At 60.9% G+C, this 19,182-nt stretch carries 19 protein-coding genes; 8 read left to right on the forward strand and 11 right to left on the reverse strand.

All coding sequences use genetic code 11. From position 1 onward, the window contains the following. Positions 1-55 precede the first annotated feature (55 nt). Positions 56-1,633 carry a M28 family metallopeptidase gene (locus B3C1_RS13850; protein WP_008485569.1) on the forward strand — a complete coding sequence of 526 codons (1,578 nt, stop codon included), beginning with the start codon at positions 56-58 and terminating at the stop codon, positions 1,631-1,633. A gap of 102 nt (positions 1,634-1,735) precedes the next feature. Continuing rightward, positions 1,736-3,289: an OpgD/OpgG family glucan biosynthesis protein gene (locus tag B3C1_RS13855; RefSeq protein ID WP_008485571.1), complete on the forward strand. Its 1,554-nt coding sequence runs from the start codon at positions 1,736-1,738 to the stop codon at positions 3,287-3,289. Here B3C1_RS13855 and B3C1_RS13860 read toward each other — a convergent pair. Then, positions 3,273-4,523 carry an Nramp family divalent metal transporter gene (locus B3C1_RS13860; protein ID WP_419177200.1) on the reverse strand — a complete coding sequence of 417 codons (1,251 nt, stop codon included), beginning with the start codon at positions 4,521-4,523 and terminating at the stop codon, positions 3,273-3,275. The two genes, B3C1_RS13855 and B3C1_RS13860, sit on opposite strands and share 17 nt — an antisense overlap. Positions 4,524-4,685: 162 nt before the next feature. Here B3C1_RS13860 and B3C1_RS13865 point away from each other — a divergent pair, with 162 nt between their 5' ends. After that, the gene (locus B3C1_RS13865) at positions 4,686-5,954 is read left to right on the forward strand and encodes a GGDEF domain-containing protein (protein ID WP_008485573.1); all 1,269 of its coding nucleotides are present in this window, start codon (positions 4,686-4,688) and stop codon (positions 5,952-5,954) included. Here B3C1_RS13865 and B3C1_RS19865 read toward each other — a convergent pair. Both B3C1_RS19865 and B3C1_RS13870 read right to left on the reverse strand, forming a co-directional pair. Continuing rightward, positions 5,836-6,273, reverse strand: coding sequence for a CBS domain-containing protein (locus B3C1_RS19865; protein WP_083858349.1), 438 nt, complete (start codon positions 6,271-6,273; stop codon positions 5,836-5,838). The two genes, B3C1_RS13865 and B3C1_RS19865, sit on opposite strands and share 119 nt — an antisense overlap. 38 nt (positions 6,274-6,311) lie before the next feature. Next, complete coding sequence (locus B3C1_RS13870) at positions 6,312-7,577, reverse strand: MFS transporter (protein WP_008485575.1); 1,266 nt, start codon at positions 7,575-7,577, stop codon at positions 6,312-6,314. A 157-nt stretch (positions 7,578-7,734) separates the two neighbouring features. Here B3C1_RS13870 and B3C1_RS13875 point away from each other — a divergent pair, with 157 nt between their 5' ends. Then, complete coding sequence (locus B3C1_RS13875) at positions 7,735-8,589, forward strand: D-hexose-6-phosphate mutarotase (RefSeq protein WP_008485576.1); 855 nt, start codon at positions 7,735-7,737, stop codon at positions 8,587-8,589. Positions 8,590-8,630: 41 nt separating this feature from the next. On the opposite strand, the gene B3C1_RS13880 is transcribed toward B3C1_RS13875, so the two are convergent. Beyond that, positions 8,631-9,833 (reverse strand): NAD(P)/FAD-dependent oxidoreductase, encoded by a 1,203-nt coding sequence (locus tag B3C1_RS13880; protein ID WP_008485577.1) that lies wholly within the window; start codon positions 9,831-9,833, stop codon positions 8,631-8,633. Between the two features lie 315 nt (positions 9,834-10,148). On the opposite strand from B3C1_RS13880, the gene B3C1_RS13885 reads away from it, so the two are divergent. Further along, positions 10,149-10,667: an RrF2 family transcriptional regulator gene (locus tag B3C1_RS13885; RefSeq protein WP_035482231.1), complete on the forward strand. Its 519-nt coding sequence runs from the start codon at positions 10,149-10,151 to the stop codon at positions 10,665-10,667. Positions 10,668-10,772: 105 nt separating this feature from the next. Here the strand turns inward: B3C1_RS13885 and B3C1_RS13890 are convergent, their stop codons facing one another. Next, on the reverse strand, positions 10,773-11,975 hold the full coding sequence (locus tag B3C1_RS13890; RefSeq protein WP_008485579.1) for an MFS transporter: 1,203 nt from the start codon (positions 11,973-11,975) through the stop codon (positions 10,773-10,775). A gap of 107 nt (positions 11,976-12,082) precedes the next feature. On the opposite strand from B3C1_RS13890, the gene B3C1_RS13895 reads away from it, so the two are divergent. Together B3C1_RS13895 and B3C1_RS13900 are read left to right on the forward strand one after the other, a co-directional pair. Beyond that, on the forward strand, positions 12,083-12,988 hold the full coding sequence (locus B3C1_RS13895) for a LysR family transcriptional regulator (RefSeq protein WP_008485581.1): 906 nt from the start codon (positions 12,083-12,085) through the stop codon (positions 12,986-12,988). Positions 12,989-13,064: 76 nt separating this feature from the next. Beyond that, on the forward strand, positions 13,065-13,595 hold the full coding sequence (locus B3C1_RS13900) for a hypothetical protein (protein ID WP_008485583.1): 531 nt from the start codon (positions 13,065-13,067) through the stop codon (positions 13,593-13,595). Between the two features lie 13 nt (positions 13,596-13,608). Here B3C1_RS13900 and B3C1_RS13905 read toward each other — a convergent pair whose 3' ends face one another. Both B3C1_RS13905 and B3C1_RS13910 read right to left on the reverse strand, forming a co-directional pair. Further along, positions 13,609-13,968, reverse strand: coding sequence for a RidA family protein (locus B3C1_RS13905; protein WP_008485584.1), 360 nt, complete (start codon positions 13,966-13,968; stop codon positions 13,609-13,611). A gap of 140 nt (positions 13,969-14,108) precedes the next feature. Further along, positions 14,109-14,606, reverse strand: a complete 498-nt coding sequence (locus B3C1_RS13910; RefSeq protein WP_008485585.1) for a hypothetical protein — start codon at positions 14,604-14,606, stop codon at positions 14,109-14,111. Between the two features lie 295 nt (positions 14,607-14,901). Between B3C1_RS13910 and B3C1_RS13915 the strand changes: the two genes are divergently transcribed. After that, positions 14,902-15,168 (forward strand): hypothetical protein, encoded by a 267-nt coding sequence (locus tag B3C1_RS13915; RefSeq protein WP_008485586.1) that lies wholly within the window; start codon positions 14,902-14,904, stop codon positions 15,166-15,168. A 767-nt stretch (positions 15,169-15,935) separates the two neighbouring features. Here B3C1_RS13915 and B3C1_RS13925 read toward each other — a convergent pair. The 4 genes from B3C1_RS13925 to B3C1_RS13940 form a co-directional block, all read right to left on the reverse strand. Then, a complete protein-coding gene (locus B3C1_RS13925; RefSeq protein WP_008485588.1) occupies positions 15,936-16,469 on the reverse strand; it encodes a GNAT family N-acetyltransferase in 534 nt (177 codons plus the stop codon). Further along, positions 16,470-16,736 carry a type II toxin-antitoxin system TacA family antitoxin gene (locus B3C1_RS13930; RefSeq protein WP_008485590.1) on the reverse strand — a complete coding sequence of 89 codons (267 nt, stop codon included), beginning with the start codon at positions 16,734-16,736 and terminating at the stop codon, positions 16,470-16,472. Between the two features lie 1,313 nt (positions 16,737-18,049). Further along, entirely contained in the window at positions 18,050-18,343 is a 294-nt protein-coding gene (locus B3C1_RS19870) for a type II toxin-antitoxin system RelE/ParE family toxin (RefSeq protein WP_083858350.1), read from the reverse strand. An 18-nt stretch (positions 18,344-18,361) separates the two neighbouring features. Next, a complete protein-coding gene (locus B3C1_RS13940) occupies positions 18,362-18,643 on the reverse strand; it encodes a type II toxin-antitoxin system RelB/DinJ family antitoxin (RefSeq protein ID WP_008485593.1) in 282 nt (93 codons plus the stop codon). Positions 18,644-19,182: the final 539 nt, after the last annotated feature.

A 19,182-nucleotide genomic window follows, 5' to 3' on the forward strand; every position in this document is an offset into this window, starting at 1 on the left:
TTTTTTATGGCGGCGGATCTGCTCCAATGCCAAGACCCCATTTGAAGGAGGGATCATGCATAACAAGACTCTTGCCGCCCTGCTGCTGGCCGGCTTCAGTGCCGGCGCCCTGGCCGCCAAACCCACCCTGGACATGGACGCTTACCGCCAAGCGGTCAAGACCCTGGCCAGCGACGACTTCGAAGGCCGGGCCCCGCTCAGCGCCGGCGAAACCAAGACCATCAACTACCTCAAGGCCGAATTTGCCAAAGCGGGCCTTAGCGCCGGCTATAACGGCCAGTATTTCCAGCCGGTGGAGATGGGTTCCATTACCGCCAACCAGGACATGACGCTGCGCATCGGCGACATGGCGTTCAAGCCGGGCAGCGAGTTTGTGGCCCGCACCCAGAAATTTGCCCCCCAGACCGCCCTTAAAGACTCGGAGCTGGTGTTTGTGGGTTACGGCATCCACGCCCCCGAGGCGGGCTGGGACGACTACGCCGGGGTCGACGTCAAAGGCAAAACGGTGATCGTGCTGGTCAACGACCCGGGCTTTGCCACCCAGGACCCCAAGGTCTTTCGCGGCAACACCATGACCTACTACGGCCGCTGGACCTACAAATACGAAGAGGCCATCCGCCAAGGGGCGGCCGGTGCCCTTATCGTCCATGAAACGGCGCCTGCCGCCTACCCCTGGGGCGTAGTGGAGTCCGGCGCCGTGGGTGAGCGTTTCACCCTGGTGGACGACACCGACAACGCCCATGAGCTGGACGTCATGGGCTGGCTGCAAAAGGCCAGCGCCGAGCAGATCCTCAAGGCCGCCGGCCAGGATTACGCCCGCCTCAAGGCCGCTGCCGCCAAGCCGGGCTTCAAGGCGGTGGACCTGGGTCTCAAAGCCAACCTCAAGGTCAACAACACCCTCAAGAAGGCCACCTCCCACAACGTGGTGGGCCTTATCAAGGGCAGCAAGTACCCGGACGAGTACCTGGTGGTTTCCGCCCATTGGGACCACTTGGGCCGTAACCCCAACCTGGAAGGCGACCAGATCTTCAACGGCGCCGTGGACAACGCCACCGGCGCCGCTGCGCTTATAAGCCTGGCCCAGGCCTTCAAGGCGCACCGCCCCGAGCGTTCGGTGCTGTTTGTTGCCTTCACCGGCGAGGAACAGGGCCTGCTGGGTGCCAAGGCCTTTGCCGCCGCGCCCCCTGTGCCCACCCGCCAGATGGTGGCCCTGCTGAACATGGACGGCATGAACGTCTCCGGCAAAGTGGACTACGCCCTGCTGTTTGGCCGTGGCCAAAACAGCCTGGAGCAATACCTGACCGAAGGCGCCAAGGCCCAGCAGCGCGGCATCAAGGACGATCCCAAACCCCAGGACGGCTACTACTTCCGTTCCGACCACTTCGCCCTGGCCCACAAGGGCGTACCCGGCCTGCTCTTTATGAGCCTGGGTGCCAACAGCCCGGATTACATCGCCCACCGCTACCACAAGCCCAGCGACGAGTATTCCGACAGCTGGGACCTGAGCGGCACCGAGGCCGACTTGCAGCTGATCTTCGGCATTGCCGACAAGCTGGCCAACAGCCGCGACTGGCCCAAGTGGTACCCCGGTTCCGAGTTCAAGGCGGCCCGGGACCAGGACCAACAGCACTAAATTACAAAGCCCTGTATCGCAGGGCTTTTTCTTGGGGCATTCAGGCTGGGGCCATGGGTCCAGCGCCATAGTGACCGGCGCAGTCGTTGTTAAGGAGCCCTTATGAAGTCCTTGTTGCCCGCCCTGGCACTGGCCGCCCCCCTGCTTAGCGCCGGGGCCCTTGCCGACCCCTTCAGTTTTGCCCAGCTCAAGGGCCAGGCCCGCGCCCTGGCCGGCCAGGACTACCAGGCCCCTGCAAACACCCTGCCCAAGGCCCTGGCCAAACTGGACTGGGACCAACACCAGGCCATCAGCTTCAAACACAGGGCGGCCCTGTGGCAGGACCTGCCCAGCCACTTTCGCGCCGAGTTTTTCCACCTGGGCATGTATGCCCGCACCCCGGTGCGGCTCTTTGAAGTGGTGGACGGCAGCGCCAAAGAGATTTCCTACAACAGCCGCTTCTTTGACTACGGCAAGTCCGGCCTGAACGGTAAAAAGCTGCCCGCCGACCTGGGCTTTGCCGGCTTTCGCCTGCACGGCCAGACCGACTGGCAGCGGGATCTGGTGTCCTTCCTTGGCGCCAGTTATTTTCGGGCGGTGGGCTCGAGCATGCAGTACGGCCTGTCGGCCAGGGGCCTGGCGGTAGACACCGCCCTGCCCCGCCCGGAAGAGTTTCCCCGCTTTACCCGCTTTTACCTGGTCAGGCCCCAGGGCCAGGACGACAGCGCCGAACTCTACGCCCTGCTCGACTCCCCCAGCATCAGCGGCGCCTACCACTTCGTCATCACCCCGGGAGAGCCCACCCTGATGCGGGTGGATGCCGCCCTCTATCCCCGCAAGGCCATAGAACGCCTGGGCATAGCGCCTTTGACCAGCATGTACCAGGTGGGAGAAAACGACAGGCGCGCCGGTTGGGACTGGCGCCCGGAGATCCACGACTCCGACGGCCTGGCCCTGTGGCGCGGTAACGGCGAGTGGCTGTGGCGGCCCCTGGCCAACCCCGCCAGCCTGCGCTTCAACAGTTTCCTGGACCAATCCCCCAAGGGCTTTGGCCTGATGCAACGGGACCGCAACTTTGACCATTACCAGGACGACGGCGTCTTCTACGACAAACGCCCCAGCCTCTGGGTCGAACCCCTGGGGGATTGGGGCAAGGGGGCCGTGGCCCTCACCGAGATCCCCACCCAGGATGAGACCTTCGACAACATCGTCGCCTTCTGGCAGCCGGCCAAACCGGTGCAGCCCGGCCAGGAACTGCTTTACAGCTACAACCTTTACTGGGGCAACCAGGGGCCGGTGCGGCCACCCCTGGCCACGGTCAGCGCCACCCGCAGCGGCATGGGCGGCGTGGTGGGCCAGCAGCGCCAGCATTACAGCCACCGCTTCGTGGTGGATTTCAAAGGGGATGTCTTCAAGATGCTGGGCCAGGACCCGGGCCTTGAGGCCAGGGTCAGCGCCTCGGCCGGCAAGGTGGAGCTGGTGTCGGTCAGGCCCATTGCCGGCCACGACGGCTACCGGGCCCGCTTCGACCTGGTGCCGCCGGCAGGGCAGGCACCTATCGATCTGCGTCTTTACCTAGCCAAGGGCAGTAAGGCCCTCAGTGAAACCTGGATCTATCAATGGACGCCGCCGGCGGACGGGGACCGGAGCCTGAGCGCCCCTAACCTTCGCCAATAAGACCAAGGTGCAGCAACAGGTAACCGTTCAGCCCCACCACCACCAGCACGCTCAGCCAGCCCAGGGCCCGGGTCAGAGGTTTGTTGACCCAGGGCCCCATCAGGGCCTTGTCGTTGGTCAGGCGCAGCAGCGGCACCAGCGCCAGGGCGATACCGAAGCTCAGCACCACCTGGCTTGCCACCAGGATGCGGGTTGGGTCCCAGCCCAGGGCAATCACCGCCAGGGCCGGCAGCATGGTCACCAGGCGCCTTAGCCACAGGGGCAGGGAAATGTGCAAAAAGCCCTGCATCACCACCTGCCCGGCCAGGGTGCCCACCACGGTGGACGACAGCCCGGCGGCGATCAGGCTAAGGGCAAAGAGGGTGGCCGCCCCCTGACCCAGCAGTGGCACCAGCATCTGGTGGGCCTCTTCAATCTCCGCCACCTGGGCCTGGCCGCCACTATGGAAAGTAGCCGCCGCCACCGCCACCATGGCCAGGTTGACAAAGCCCGCCACCGTCATGGCCACCGCCACGTCCCAACGGGTGGCCTTAAGGCTCTGGGCCACGTTTTTACCGTAGCGGTGCTGGGTCAGGGCCGAGTGCAGGTAGATGACATGGGGCATAACGGTGGCCCCCAGCAGCCCCGCCGCCAGGTAGAGGGCGTCGCTGTTGGCAAGGCCCGGGATAAGCACCCCTTCCAGCAGCGGCCCCGGGGCTGGTTTGGACAAAAACAGCTCGACAATAAAGGCCGCCGCCACCAGCAGCAGCAAGGCCCCTATCACCCTTTCCAGCAGCGGCTGGCCCCGCCCCTGGAGCATCAGCATGGCCCAGGTCAGGGCACCGGTGATAAGGGCCCCTTCCAGCAGGCTGACCCCCAAGAGGATCTTAAAGCCGATGGCGGCGCCGACGAACTCGGCCAGGTCGGTGGCCATGGCAATTACCTCGGCTTGCAACCAATACAGCCACACCAGGGCTTTGTGGGGCAGCCGGTCCCGCAGGTGCTCGGCCAGGTTTTTGCCGGTCACCACCCCCAATTTGGCCGACAACCATTGCACCAGCATCGCCATCAGGTTGGCCCATAGCAGCACCCACAGCAGGCTGTAGCCGAACTGGGCACCGGACTGGATATTGGTGGCGAAATTACCCGGATCTATGTAGCCGATGGCGGCGATAAAGGCCGGGCCCAGCAGCGACAGGCGCAGCCTTCGCTGGCCGGGGCTCATTGTGCCTTGGGGCAAGGCCTTGTCCATCATCAACTCCAACAGCAGGGGATGATCACAGCCTAGCCTTAGATGATAATAATTATCAATAACAGAATGGCGATTAGGCTTATCGCTTTGCCCTCTGGCCAAGGCCGGCTTTCCCTGGCGCCAATAGCAGTTACACTGAGGAAAATGGTTGCAAGACATTCACTTATGCATATCGACCTCGTCACATCCCTGGTCGCCCTTAGCGCCCTGTTGGGCGTCAAGGGATTGTGGATGCTGATCGCCAGCCTGCAAAGGGACGAGCAATACCGCAAGGAGATGCGGATCTGGGCCGGCGCCAACCTGCTGATGGGGGCCGCCTACGGCCTCTTTTCCACCCGGGGCACACTGCCCCTGGCCTGGTCCCTGGTTGTTGGCAACCTGCTGTTTGCCAGCGCCTATTGCGGTTATGCCCTGGCCTTGGCCAGCCTGTTCAAGCAGCGCCAACACCTGGGGCTGATGCTGGGCTCCATAGTGCTGAGCACCGCCCTGCTCTACTACACCGAACTGGTGCTGGGCACCTCCAGCTACCGTATCCTGATCCTGATGGCCCTGACCGTGGTGGTGTGGACCCTGGCCTTCAGCTATTGCCTGCAAGGCTGGCGCAAGCGCCCCTCGGCCCATGTGGGGGTGATGACCCTGCTGTTCCTGTCCATCATCCTGGTCAGCATTACCCGGTTGGTGCTGGGCTGGTTGGCTGGCGACTACGGCTACAAAACCCTGCCCACCCAGTCACCGGCCCTGACCCTCACCACCTTCGTGCTGGTATTGGCCCCGCCCCTGCTGACGGTGGGCTTTTTCCTGATCTGCGCCGAGCGCACCACCGTCAAGCTGCGGCAACTGGCCACCCAGGACGCCCTGACCGGCATCTACAACCGCCGCTGCGCCCTGGCCTTTGCCAACAAGGCCCTGGCCCAGCACCAACGCCAGGGCACACCCCTGAGCTGCATCATGATGGACCTGGATAACTTCAAGCAGATCAACGACAACTATGGCCATGCCGGTGGCGATGCGGTGCTGATGGAAGTGGCCCAGGTGGTCACGGCCCGGATCAGGCAGGGGGATATCTTCGGCCGTTTCGGCGGCGAGGAGTTTGTGATCTTCCTGCCCGGCACCGCCCTGGCCCAGGCCCGGGCCCTGGCAGAAACCCTGCGCAGGGCCCTGCGCGCCGAGCCGGTCTGGTTCAACAACATGGCCATCAGCGTGTCGGCGTCTTTCGGGGTGGCGCAGGGGGAGGACGGGGACGACCTGGCCGCCTTGTCCAGGCGGGCCGACAAGGTCCTCTACCAGGCCAAACACCAGGGGCGCAACAGGGTGGTCAGCCAGCCTCTGCCTTCGCCGGCGCCCGGGGCCGGTTCAGGCCAAACCGCAACAGATCCTTCCACGACAACACCCCCAGCAGGCGCTGCTCCGAGTCCACCACCGGCAGGCAGCTGAAATGGTGGGCCAGTATCACCTGGGCCGCCTCCAGCAGGGGTTGTTCTGGCCTGAGCAGCGGCACCTGGCGGCTCATAAACTGGTGCACCGGCCTTAGCATGATGTCTCGGTCCAGGCTGCGCTCGGCCGGGGTATTGAGGAAGGGGCTGAGGTTGGCCAGGTAGTCGGTCCGGCTCATCAGGCCAACGACACAGCCGGCACCGTCCAGCACCGGCAGATGGTAGAAGGGGTGGGTATCAAACAGGGTGCGCACTTGGGCCAGGCTGGCGTCCATGGACACCGAAACCGGCCGTGCGGCCATGATGCTGGCAACCGTCATATCCTTACTCCCGGCAGCAACTTCAGCCTAAGGGTAGCTCAGCTGCTTCTGCCCCGCCCAAGGGCCAGGCCCATTGCCACCCCCAGTACCGCCAGGGCCCCCAGGTAGCCCACCGGCGCCAAGGAGTGCCAGGCCACCAGCAGCGACACCAGGATAGGGGTAAAGCCGCCGAAAATGGCGTAGGCCAGGTTGTAGGAAAAGGACAGGCCGGTAAAGCGCACCTCGGCGGGAAAGGCGCTGACCGCCACCGCCGGGATCACCCCGGTAATGCCCACCCCCAGCCCCGCCAGGGCATAAAGGCCGTATAGGGCGCCGGGCATGGCCGGCAGCAGCGCCATCATCAGCCCGTAACTGAGCACCAGCAGCAGGCTCCAGGCGGCCAGCACCGGGCCGCGCCCCAGCCGGTCGCTCAAATGGCCGGACAGCACCGCCCCCAGCATCACCGTCAGGGTGGCCAGGGCATTGGCCTTGAAGGCGTCTACCGCACCGATGCCGGCCTGGGCCTGGATCAAGGTGGGGGTCATCAGCACCACCACCACCACGGCGCCGGTGAGGATCCAGGTCACCCCCATGGCCAGCAGCACCCCCTTCTTGTGGCCCCGCAGCAGCAGTTTCAGGGGCAGCTCCCGGGCCAGGGCCTGGCGGGCCTGCAGCTCGGCAAAGACCGGGGTTTCATGGAGGTAGCGGCGCAGGTAAACGGCAAAAAGCCCAAACAGCCCCCCCACCAGAAACGGCAGGCGCCAGGCCCAGTCCAAGAGCTGGTCGGCAAAGTGGCTGTTGATAAAGACGCTCATCAAGGAGCCTAGCAAAATGCCCCCCACCAGCCCCGCCGACAAACTGCCGCAGGCCAGCCCCACATGGTGTTTTTTGACGTGCTCGGACACGAACACCCAGGCCCCCGGCACCTCGCCGCCGACGGCGGCCCCTTGCAGCATGCGCATCAGCACCAGGGCGATGGCCGCCCCGTAACCCCAGCTGGCGTAGGTGGGCAGGAGCCCGATCAGCAAGGTGGGCACCGACATCAGGAAGATGGACAGGGTGAACATCTTCTTGCGCCCCAGAAGGTCCCCGAAGTGGGCCATGACCAGGCCCCCCAGGGGCCGGGCCAGGTAACCGGCGGCAAAGATGCCGAAGGTCTGCAACTGGCGCAGCCATTCGGGCATGTCCGGGGGAAAGAACAGCTGGCCTATGGCCTTGGCGAAAAACACGAAGATGATGAAGTCGTAAAACTCCAGGGCGCCCCCCAGGGCGGACAGCCCCAGCACCTTGAGGTCCCGGCGGGACAGGGAAGTATCGGCGGCCATCGGCCCCCCAAAACAACAGACAAGTCACTGGACGCTAACAGATTTGCGACAGGCCGTCAGTCAGGTCAGAGGACCAACGGCCACTTTGGCGCGACCACCCTTGCCCCCGGCCCCGGCCCTTTGCACAATGGGGCTCGTATTGCGCAAGGGAGCCTGCATGAGCCTACCCCCTTCGGTCAGCACCGGCCAAACCGCCAGTGGCCTGGCCTACCTCGACATTCATTCGCCTCTGTGTGACGCCCGGGTGTTCCTGCAAGGAGCGCACCTGACCCATTTCCAGCCCAAGGGGCAAGGGCCGCTGTTGTGGCTGTCCCCCAGTGAGGACTTCGCCAGGGGCCGGGCCATCCGCGGCGGGGTGCCGGTATGCTGGCCCTGGTTCGGCAATAACAAGCCCAGCCCCGAAGCGCCGGCCCACGGCTACGCCCGCACCTGCGAATGGCACCTGGTGGATGTGGAAGACAGAGACGGGGAAGTGATAATCCAGTTCAGCCTGCCCATGGACGCCCTGCCCCAGCAGCACTGGCCCCACAGCTGCGAACTGAGCCTGGTGATGGTGCTGGGCAAAACCGCCCGCCTGACCCTCACCACCGACAACACAGGCCACAGCCCACTGCTGCTGACCCAGGCCTTGCACAGTTACTTCCCGGTGCCGGATATCGACCAGGTGCAGGTACTGGGGCTCGATGGCAGCCAGTACTGGGAAGCGGGCACAGGCCCCCTGCCCCAGGCCGGTACCGTACGTATCGACCGGGAACTGGACCGCCAGTACCAATGCCAGCAGCCTTTGCAACAGATAGACACCGGCCAGGGCCTTATCCGGGTCAAGCGCGAAGGCAGCCACAGCCTGGTGCTGTGGAACCCCTGGGTGGACAAGGCCAAGGCCCTCGGCCAGTTCCCGGATGACGGCTACCGGCAGATGCTGTGCCTGGAGGCGGCCAATGTCGGCGGCGACGCCGTAACCCTGGCCCCGGGCCAGCAGCACAGCCTGGTGACCGAACTGGGCTGGGCCTGAGTTAAGGCAAAAAAACGCCGGCATAAGCCGGCGTTTTTTATTTAGGCGACCACCGGGATGCTGGGGTCGGCGGCGGCCAGGGCCTGGGCCCGGTCGGCAGCGGGGGGGTAGATCCAGACGCTGTTGATCTGGGACTTGAGCTGCTTGGCCTCGTCTTTGACCATCTTCACTTCCCGGTCCCAGCCTTCGCTGTACATGGCGCCCCAGGCACCGAGATCCAGGCAGGTCACGTACATTTCCTGGCGGTAAGGATGGGGAGCAACCTCCAGCAGGCTGGCAGCAGCGTTGTTACCACTGGCGCGGCCCAGGGCAATGGCGTGCTGGCAGGACATCAGCGCGTGGTTACCGGCATCGTCGGTCTTGGCGTAGGCGGTGTCGCCGGTGGCAAAGACGTCGTCCAGGCCCAGTACCTTGAGGTTGTCGTCCACGTGCAGGCGGCCGAAGTTGTCGCGCTCGGCAGGGATCTGCTCGGTCAGGGCGTCGGCCCGCACCCCAACGGTCCAGATCACGGTCTTGGCGTCGATGCGCTCGCCGTTATCCAGGGTAACGCCGTCGGCGTCGGCGCTGGCAACGGTGCGGCCCAGCAGCCACTCCAGGCCCAGCTCCTCGCTGGCATCGACGATGGCGCCACGGGGGCCTTGGCCCAGGGCAGCGGCAATTTCGGTGGCCTTGTCGATGATGATAACGCGGGTCTTGGCGTCGGCACCCAGGGCGGCACGCAGGCGCTCAGGCATTTCCGCCGCCGTTTCGATACCGGTAAAGCCGCCGCCGGCCACCACCACGGTGTTACGGGCCAGGGACTCGGGCTGCTCGCCCAGGGCCTGGATATGGGTCTCCAGGCGCACGGCCTGGTCCAGCTCGTCCACGTCAAAGACATGGTTCATGCCGGGCAGGGCCGGGCGAATCACTTTGGAGCCAGAGGCCAGCACCAGCTTGTCGTAGGCCAGGCTGGTAACCTCACCGGCTTGGTCCTGGTAGCGCACCGCCTTGGCGGCCACGTCGATCTCTTTGGCAAAGCCCTTGATGAAGGTCACCCCGACGGCGTCAAAAAGCTCGGCCAAGGGCGCCACCATGCGGTGCACCTGCTGCTCGTAGAAACGGGGGCGGACCCGCAGTTCGGCCTGGGGGGCCAGTACGGTGACGTCCACGTCGTCGCGGTTGTGCTGGTCCAGCAGACGGGTGGCACTCAGGGCGCTCCACATACCGGCAAAGCCGCTGCCGATGATCAAAATGCGCTTTTTCATGGTGTAACTCCAAATGGAAATGGGCTGCATAACCGAGAAGCTCAAGGGGGCAAAGTGGCCCGAGGCGACTCCCGTCAGGGCATCAGTCACCCCGAACATTTCCGACTATAATTGTCGTTAATTTTGAGATCAAGATCTTTTTAGATCGCGAAAAAAGCGACCAGGACATGGGTCAGGCCGGGTTATCAGCACCGGAATTACTCGCAAAAGCAGGGATCACAGGGGATTTTTCCCGGGCTGTACATCGCCGGGCAAAACTGCGATCCTTTCATTGGCGACAAAAATAATCGCAGATGACTTTAATCGGAGATGAAGATGGCGCTCTACAGTTCAGGGGTGGAATACGGCCTGCATTGCCTGCTCTTTTTGGTGGATGACAGCAAAGGCGAGAGCCGCGAAGCCAATGCCCGGACCCTGGCAGAACTGCAAGGGGTACCGGCCGAGCTGCTGGCCAAGGTCTTTACCAAGCTGGCCAAGGCCAAGCTGCTGGAGGCCACCTCTGGCCCCAGGGGCGGCTTCAAGCTGGCCAGGCCCGCCGATGAGATAACGGTGCTGGACGTGGTCAAGGCCATTGACGGCGACAAGGCCATCTTCGAGTGTCGCAATATCCGTGAGAACTGCGCCCTGTTCGGCAACTGCACCCCGGACTGGGCGGTGGCGGACACCTGCTCTGTCCATGCGGTAATGCAGGCGGCCCAGCAGCGGATGGAAGAGGCCCTGGCCCAGCAGACCCTACTGGACATCGCCCGCCGGGTCAAACGCAAGGCCCCCGCCGACTACGGCCAGCGCATCGATGTCTGGTTCGAGGAAAACAAGGGAGAAAAAGGCTCCTGACCCCGCCGGGCCGGGCATCAGGGGCTTGGCAGTGCCAGCAACGCCGCCGCTCCCAGGACTGCGCCCAGCCAAGGGCTGCCCTCTACCGGCAGCCCTTTTTCCTGTTCAGGCGGGGCCCGCCACGGTCGCCAGGGCGCCCCTGGCCCTGTGCCAAAGCCAGACACAAACCGGCCCCAGCAAGGTCAGTACAGCCCCCAGGGCCAACAGCTGATGGTAGGCCAGTTGGCCGGGCAGCCCATGGTTAAGGGCAAGGCTGCCCAAGGACCCGCCGACACCCACGGCCCCGTGTTGCAAGGCATTCTGCAAGGCCACCAGCCTGGGCCGCTCGGCGCCGTCGGCACCGGCCAGCACTTCCGACACCACCACCAGGGTGCGGGTGGCGCTGGCCATCATAAACAGCACGAACATGGCGGCAGCCAAGGCGCTCGACAGGCTGAACAGAGCCAGGGCGCTGCTGGCCACCATCAACAGCGACAACGCCAGCATCAGCGGCAGGAAAGCCAGGCGCTGGGCATATCGGCCATAGGCCTGCATCAGCAATACAGTGCCGGCGCCCCCTGCCAGGTAACTCAGTTGCAGCAGGCTGTCGCTGCTGTGCAGGCGCTGCACCAGCATCACCGGTAACTGGGTTGACATCACAAAGGTGGCCAGCACAGTGACAAACACCAGCAAGGCCGCCACCGCCAGGCGCCGGCGCCCCCGGCTATCCAAAGCCGGAGCACCAGCCTGGCCCGGCTGGGTCCCCTGTTGTCTTGGCGCCCAAGCCCAGGCCAGGCAAAGCACCAGGCAAAGGCCGCCCAGCAGCTGCAATCCCAGACGCCAGTTTTGGGTACCGCTCAGCCAAAGTAGGCCCGGCACCCCCAGGGTCAGCGCCAGGGGATACATGCTGAGCAGCTTGGCGCTGCGCTGTTTGATCTCGGCGCCCTGCCCCACCAGCAACTGGTACCTGAGGTTGGCCACCGCCAACACCCCGGCGCTGAACCCGGCCAGGGCGCGCAGGGCCAGCAAGGCAGGGAAGGCCTGCACCGCCGTAAACAACAGGGTGCTGACCCCCAGCCCCAGCAGGCTGGCCAGCACCAGGGCCTGGTTGTTGCCGCCCCAAACTCGGAAGCGGGCCAGTAACAGGGAGCTGAGCGCCGCCGCCAGGGCATAGGCGCCGGTCAGGTAACCGGCAGATCCGGCCCCCACCCCGGCCTGGGTGGCGATGGCGGCCCCGAAGGGCACCAGTATCAAGCCGTCCAGGGCCATCAGAAAAAGCGTCATACAGCCTAACAGCAGCCAGCACTTGGGCATTGCCTTGGGGTTCATCCCTATCAACCTTCCATTGAGAAAACAGGGCGACAGTCTTATAAAATCAAAAGTCGAGATAAATAAGGGTAATTTGGATTCATTATCCTTAAATATGGGATTTTTTGATGATAGAGCGGATCGATCAGCGCTGGCTGCTGAGCTTTTTACAGATCTACGAGTGCGGCAGTTTCAAAAAGGCCGCCCAGCAGCTAGGCCTGCCCAGTTCCAATGTCAGTCGCCACCTGGCCCTGCTGGAGGCGCAACTGGCGGTGCGCCTACTGGACAGGACCACCAGGCGCATGCAGCCCACCGAGGCCGGGGTTCGGCTCTATGAGGCGGCCAAGCCTTTGACCGGCGCCCTGGACAGGGCCTTGGAGCAGGTGTGCAGCGGCGCCGGCAGCCTGGCGGGGCAACTTAGGATCTGCATGCCGGATCTGCCGCTACTGGCCGACGCCCTGGCCGGCTTTTGCCGGCAGCATCCCGGCATCAGCCTTAGCGTCGAAACCAGCCTGAGCGGCGAGGCCGACCTACTGGACGGCTTCGACCTGGTGCTGGCTTTTGGCCGGGGCACCTTGCCCGACAGCGACTGGGTCGCCAAAGGCATCTTGCGCCAGCCAAGCCTGGTGGTGGCCTCCCCCGCCTTTATCGCCCGCCACGGTACGCCGGCCAGCGTTCAGGCCTTGGCGGATCACCCCTGCATCACCACCCTCAGCGCCCTTGGCAGCCGCCCTTGGCGTTTCGAGGGCGAGGCAGGCCCGCAAACACTGGCCGTCAGTTCCCCTTACAGGGTCAACAGCGGTAACCTGGCCCTGGCCCTGGCTTTACAAGGCCTGGGCCTGGCCATACTGCCCGCCTTTAATTGCCAGGCCCACCTCAAGGCGGGCCGCCTGGTGTCCCTGGCCCTGGACAAACCCCCAGCCGACCTGGTGCTCTACGCCTTTTATTCCAAGGCGGTCCAGCCACCGGCCAAGGTCCAGGCCCTGTTGCAGGCCTTGGGCCAGCTTGCCGTGGAGGCCAACAGCCAGCCCTAGCCCGGTGCCGGGGCCAGGATTTGCCAAGCACAAAGCCCTGGCGTTACCCTGACCCGGTTGAAAAAGGAGAATGACCATGGACAGGCTCACCGAGGCCCAGGCCGCCGAACTTTGGCGCAAGGGCTTTATGCAAAGCACCACAGGCGACACCACCGTTATCTACTCGCCCTATTTCGAGTTTGAGCACTTTGTTGCCGAACAGGGCGCAGTGCTCAGGCTAGTGATTAGCCTGGGGCCGGAGCGGGTGCCCAAAGACAGCCCCTTGAACGGTGCCGAGCAGCAGGCACAATTGAACGAACTGCTGGCAGACGGCTTCCTGGAGTTTGTGGCGGAGCTGGTGGTGTTGAACCTCGGCGAAGCGCCCCTGGAGGCTGAGCTTGGGGAGCTGCAGGTCGACTATTTTCGCGACAACCTCGACAGCGCCTTCACCATTGCCCCGGGCAGCTGCGCCTACTCGCCGCCCCAGGCTTATGTGGCACTGGCCTACGCCACCGAGCTCAACGCCAGCATCACCCTGAGCCTGAACGGCCAGCCCCTGGTCCTGCAAGGCAAAGCCCAAAGGCTCACCGTCGAGGAACTGCACAGCAAATACGGACCCGAGCAATAACGGCACCCGGGCCTTAGCCAGGCCGCCCCTCGGCGGCGGCCACAAAGGCCATTTCCAGTTTCCAGGCCGGGTCGGCCAGTGCCACCTTGACGCAGGCCCGGCTCGGCGCCGTGCCCGGCGCAAACCAGGCGTCCCAGACGGCGTTCAGGGCCGGCACCTCGGCAAAGTCGGTGACATAGATAGTGACCGACAGCAGCCGGCCCTTGTCGCTACCCACCTTGGCAAGGCTCGCCTCGGCCTGGGCCAGTACCGCCCGGGTCTGGCTCTCCATGTCGGTCTCAATACATTCCGGCACCTCCACAAAGTGGGCAATGCCGTTGAAAACGGTGATATCGGACCAACGTTGGCCGGGATTGATGCGGGTGATGCTCATGGCGCTGCTCGGCTTGCTGTGGTTTTGATGGGGGATCTTAGCGTATTCGATATGCCCTGGTGGGGTATTGGCTGATGGCTGCCGGTTTACGCCTTGGCGCCCCATAAGGGGCTTTAAAAACAGACGGCCGTAAACGGGGCTCAGTGCCCGTCAACCAATTGCAGGTAGTCCTTTTCCTCGTTGTCCGGGTCCACCAGGCGCACCTCGAACTCGGGCGACAACCGGTAGCGCGCAATGGCTGCCGTTACCGGCGCCGACTTCAGGGCACTGGCAAAGAGGCGAAAGAGTTCGTCAAAGCTCAGCCCCAGGTTGATGTGCTCACCCGGAATACCGGCCTGGCTGGCACCCCAATACTTGTAGACCACCTCGTCGATTTCGTCCGGGCGGTGACCATTGGCGTTGCTGAACATGCCGAACTGCCAGTCGGTGATGTAATGGGCGTAGGCAGGCCGGGCTTTTTGCTGCCATTGCTCCTCCCCCACCACCAGGCAGCTCACCAACAGCTGCCCGTCATTCCAGGGGTAGAAGTGAAAGTCCAAGATACGGAGTTCATGGTCGGCAAAAAAATCACGCTGGCGATCAAGATAGGCCGCAATGGCCTGGCTCAACTCTTCCTTAAAAGCCGTGAGGATGGACATCAACTACGCTCCCTGGTTGCTCCATGCCCACTGTCCAGTGGGCAAGGTACGGCACCGACATCGGTTAGTTTTCATAGAGTTGGCAGTGTACCAGCCGAAGGGAGGCTGCCCAAGTTACCCTGCCATAAAGCCACAGTGCTCCAAGATTTGGCACCATGAGTACTGAGCGTTGGCACTATCTCGGTGTTGCAGGCATAAACCCTGAGTACATTGCCCATAGCTTCGGCTTGGTAAAGCCGGGCGCTGGTTGTAGGCTCGGCTCTATCCAGTCGAGCAGCCCTATGGAAAACAGAAAATGCTGAAGCGATACCTGCCCCTGGCGTTGTCAGCGCTTTTCATTGCCGCCTGCGCAGTAAACCGAGACCAGCAGATGATGGTACTTAGCTATCAGGCATTCGGCCCCCAGGTAACAGCCACAGAGGTGCTGGGTAACGAGTGGTGGCAATGGCAAGCCCATGGCGATAGCAGGCCAAGAGATTACGATGTGAAGGTTGTGGTCTATCGGGGCATCTCCCTTATAGACGTGAAAGCAGCCTACCCTGTTATCGAAGAAAAGCACTAGGACTACCGCTACCTTCCCTATGCAAAGGCGATGGCTTACCTGGATGACAAGATTGCTGAAAAGGCCCAGCCCTCTGTAACCGAAAAGCTCACCGCTACCCGCGAGCAGCTGAGCCGTTACTTTGATGACCAGCGGGCTGAATAGCGGAATTTAGGGGCACGTAAAGGGAATGAAAACAGCATATTCAAGCAACTGGCAGCATTGCCCTCCCCCCATATCAGGGGTTTATTTGGTTGCACTGCGATACGGCACCGGCTTTGGCGGTTTTGACTTTAGCTTCTGGGATGGCAATTCCTGGTCAACTTCATCCTCTATACGCGTCGTTGCATGGGCTGAAACTGATACGTTGATTGACAGCCTAGAACTGTCTTGGCCTAAGTTAGACGACACGACCATATTTAAACGCCAAACAAGCACAACAGAAGGGGACGATGACTTTATCGAGGTCTGATCCGAAAAGCTGCCTATGGCTTTTCTAGCCCTGCATTCATCTTACTTAGCAGTACCTCCATCAGCATCAGATCGTTGCCAAGTTCAGCATGTGCATCTGAGCCTGGCTTTAGAGTGTGAAGCGCTGCTTCATCCTCACGCATCGCCCTTTGCAGGCAGAGCCGGAGCATTCTGAGTTCGGGAGCGCTGAGTTTCATTGGGGTTTGCTCTTTATCTTAAAGTTCATTTGTACGCCGGGTCTCGCCCCGGCAGACGGGTTACTTTGTTATGGCCGCCTTATATCTCTGCCTGATGCAGGCTCCCATTCCCCCCTTCACTTAGCGGCTAAAAAGCTGGGCCAGGGTTTTCATGGGCAGGAACATGCGGGTGCGGCCTTCAACCTCGCACAGCAGTTCAAAGCCGTACTTGGCATAAAAGCGCTGGGCCTCTGGGTTCAGGCAATCCACCAGCACCGCATAAGCGGGCATATGGGCGTTGATTTGCCAGAGGTACTCAAGGGCTTTGATCAGGCTGACTTTACCCAGCCCCTGGCCATGAAAGGCCTTGTGTACGGCAAGTTGCGCCAGCAGGAACACCGGCACCGGGTAATGGGGCAGTTTTTTGGCAAGGGCGGCCGGTAAGGTGTCGCGGCGAATGGCGCCCGGGGCTATGGCGTAGAAGGCGCAAACAGGGAGTTTTTGATTGGGCAACGGCTCAAGGGCGGGCAGCACCATGGTCCGGCTCACCCGCGCCTGCATGTGTTTGGCGGCAAACTGGCGCAAAAAGAGGTTCAGCTCCGGCTCACCGCAGTCAAAGCTGGCCCTGTCGTGCAGGGCCTTGTCCAGCTCGACAAAGTGCCTGGCCCAGGCCATTTAGAAGCCGCTGTCCTTGGTAAAAGCCGCCGCCTCACGCAATGCCTTGTTCGGCGCGTCAGCCTTGTCGCAAGCCTCCATAAAGCGGTCAAAGACGGTGCTATCTACCGTCATGCTCTCGTATTGGGCAATCACTTCTGAGGCATCTTCGTCCATCAGCTTGACCACATAATCGGTCAAACTTTTCAGCCCCAACAAAGCCGTCGCCTTCTCCGCCTTGGCCTTAATTTCCTCGTCCAGCCGGATATCCAACCGCGTCGTCGCCATCACACCCTCCCCGTACGGAGCCATTCCGTACAACCCGAACAGTATAAAAGATCACCAACAACGATGGCAATGTTGTACGGAGGGTGTACGGAATGGTATGCCTGCGGCACGCACGCTATTTGTCGGCTCCTGCACCCACTGGCGCGATCTCCCCGGAGATGGGATATACCCTGCGAGCGCATGCCTATTTGTTTGCAGGGGGGCGCCCCTGCATGCGCCCTACTTTTGTTTTGGCAAAAGTAGGCGGGGCCTCCCAGGCAAAACCAGCGCCCACGTTTACTCAGACCATCCCTGGTCTTCGCCCTTCGGGCCATCGCAAGCGATGTTCAAACCTGTTCCATACAGGTTTGTCGCTTATTCTTCACCTGGTCGTTCCCGGTGCATCGGTTCATACGCGCTCCCGGCACGTATGAACCTGCACCTGGGCGGCCCCCTGCCATTCCTGTCTCGGCTGCCCCTTCACTCCCGGCGGCTCAGCGCTTCACTTAACGGGCGGAAGAGCATCCACTAGCAAGCTTGTTTGTACCCGAACAAGCAGTAGCTCCACCCAGAAGCTATACAACTAGCTGATTTAGTTAGGAACTAAAAGTGGGTGTCCCCTTGAAACTCTCTGCAGCTTCGCCCTGTAATTGGTAAGGAGTTGATCTAAAAAAGATTCAAAAATAGTGTCCTGCTGAGTATCTCCCGGCGGCTCAGCGCTTCACCTAACAGGCGGAATAGCATCCACTAGCAAGGTTGTTTGTACCCGAACAAGCAGTAGCTCCGCTCAGCAGCCATCCAAGCACCTGATATTGTTGAAAACTCAACGTGGGTGTCCCCTTGAGTTCTTTTCTTCACAGGGGGGCGCCCCTGCATGCGCTCCGGGATGATTTGATGTGAGAGTTCGGCAAGGTCAACATGCATAGAAGAAAAATCACTAGCCAAGAAGCACAATGAATAACTTGTATCATCGGGAAAAATTGAGGTGAGAATAGAAAAATATTATCAATAAATGACATGTATTCGAGCAGCTAACGAACCGCCCTGAAAAATAAAATTACAACTGTAAACAACCTAAGATAAAATTTTCATGACAATTGTAGAACACTCAATATCAGAATTAAATCGTATCGTACCAGGCCGTAATGTTGGATAAATATTTATCTTGCAACTTGACCATAACCACATTGAAGATCATCTCAAAGCAATACTAATAATTTTCCATAAAATAGCCATTGAAGTACTTTCGAATGGATAAGAATTCAGTGCTTTCATGAAAGCACAATTAACACCTTGAGCCATGAGCTCTTTTAATTACAATTTCACATGGTAATTCAATAGAATAATTTTTTATGCCTTACCTCTTCTATAACAACAACACTATTCTCATCAACGGTGTAATGCATTCGATAATGCTTTCCTACATAAACCCAACGCGCTTCAAGCCCATTGTGCTGGCAGGACTTGCTTCCAGAATGAGGGTGGTTTCTTATCTGGTCCTCAGCTTCAAATACTTCATTCAGCCATTTTTTAGCTTTAGCTATCCCTTGTTCAAACAACAAATCATCTTCTCTATTTACCACTTGCTGGAGCGCCAACTCGCTCCAGTCGATCTTACTTGCCGGCATAGCCGAGCCTCCTCTTAGTTAGGAGACAGCGCGTTTTCTCAAAGCATCAACAGCGTCTGGTTCTGCCAACTTAGAACGTCGGTTCATCCAACTTTCCAACTTTTCATCCAGATACCTGTCATAGCTTTCCTGGCTTGTGGCCAAGGCGTGTGGTAGTCCCCCTTCTTCAACGATGCGAGTTAATAACACCCGAATCGCATCTGAAATGGTTAGACCAATCGCATCGAGAGCATTTGCTGCCTCTGCTTTCAATTTCGCGTCCACTCTTGCGCGGACCATTTCGGACCCTTGAGTTGACATAAAAATTCTCCTTCCCACTAGCATTGTCATTCACCTACACAGCCTTACGCTTGCGTAGCATGAAATTATCCTCAATGCTGCAGGCAAATAAAATTCTTTAAAATCAAGCTAATCTGCTTGCACTCATCATCTATGCACTTGCACTGATAGAATTATCTCGAGTTCGATTGCACTTTTACATTTTTCATCCCGGTCTCCTCCGCTTTGGTTATCAAAATTGGCGTGCCTAACGCTAATTCACTTGTATGAAATGTCATTTAACTGGCAGACGTGTCTCAAATGAGCCACAAAATGAGTCTAAGCCAGTCCAAAGCATCGGTCAACTTTTGAACTTACTTTTTAATGAAATTTGCGGCATGGACGACACAGACAACAGGTATAGGACTTGCGAAGCCATTGATGGCGGGTAGTTCAGGAGTATATCGAAGCTGCCCGCTCTTCCGCCCGTTAAGTGCAGCGCTGAGCCGTAGGGAGCGTGAGAGGACGCGAGGCAGGGAGGCCGAGCGAGCGGAAGAAGGGCAGGATGCCCGTGTGCAGCG

The organism is Gallaecimonas xiamenensis 3-C-1, assembly GCF_000299915.1.
GTDB lineage: Bacteria > Pseudomonadota > Gammaproteobacteria > Enterobacterales > Gallaecimonadaceae > Gallaecimonas > Gallaecimonas xiamenensis.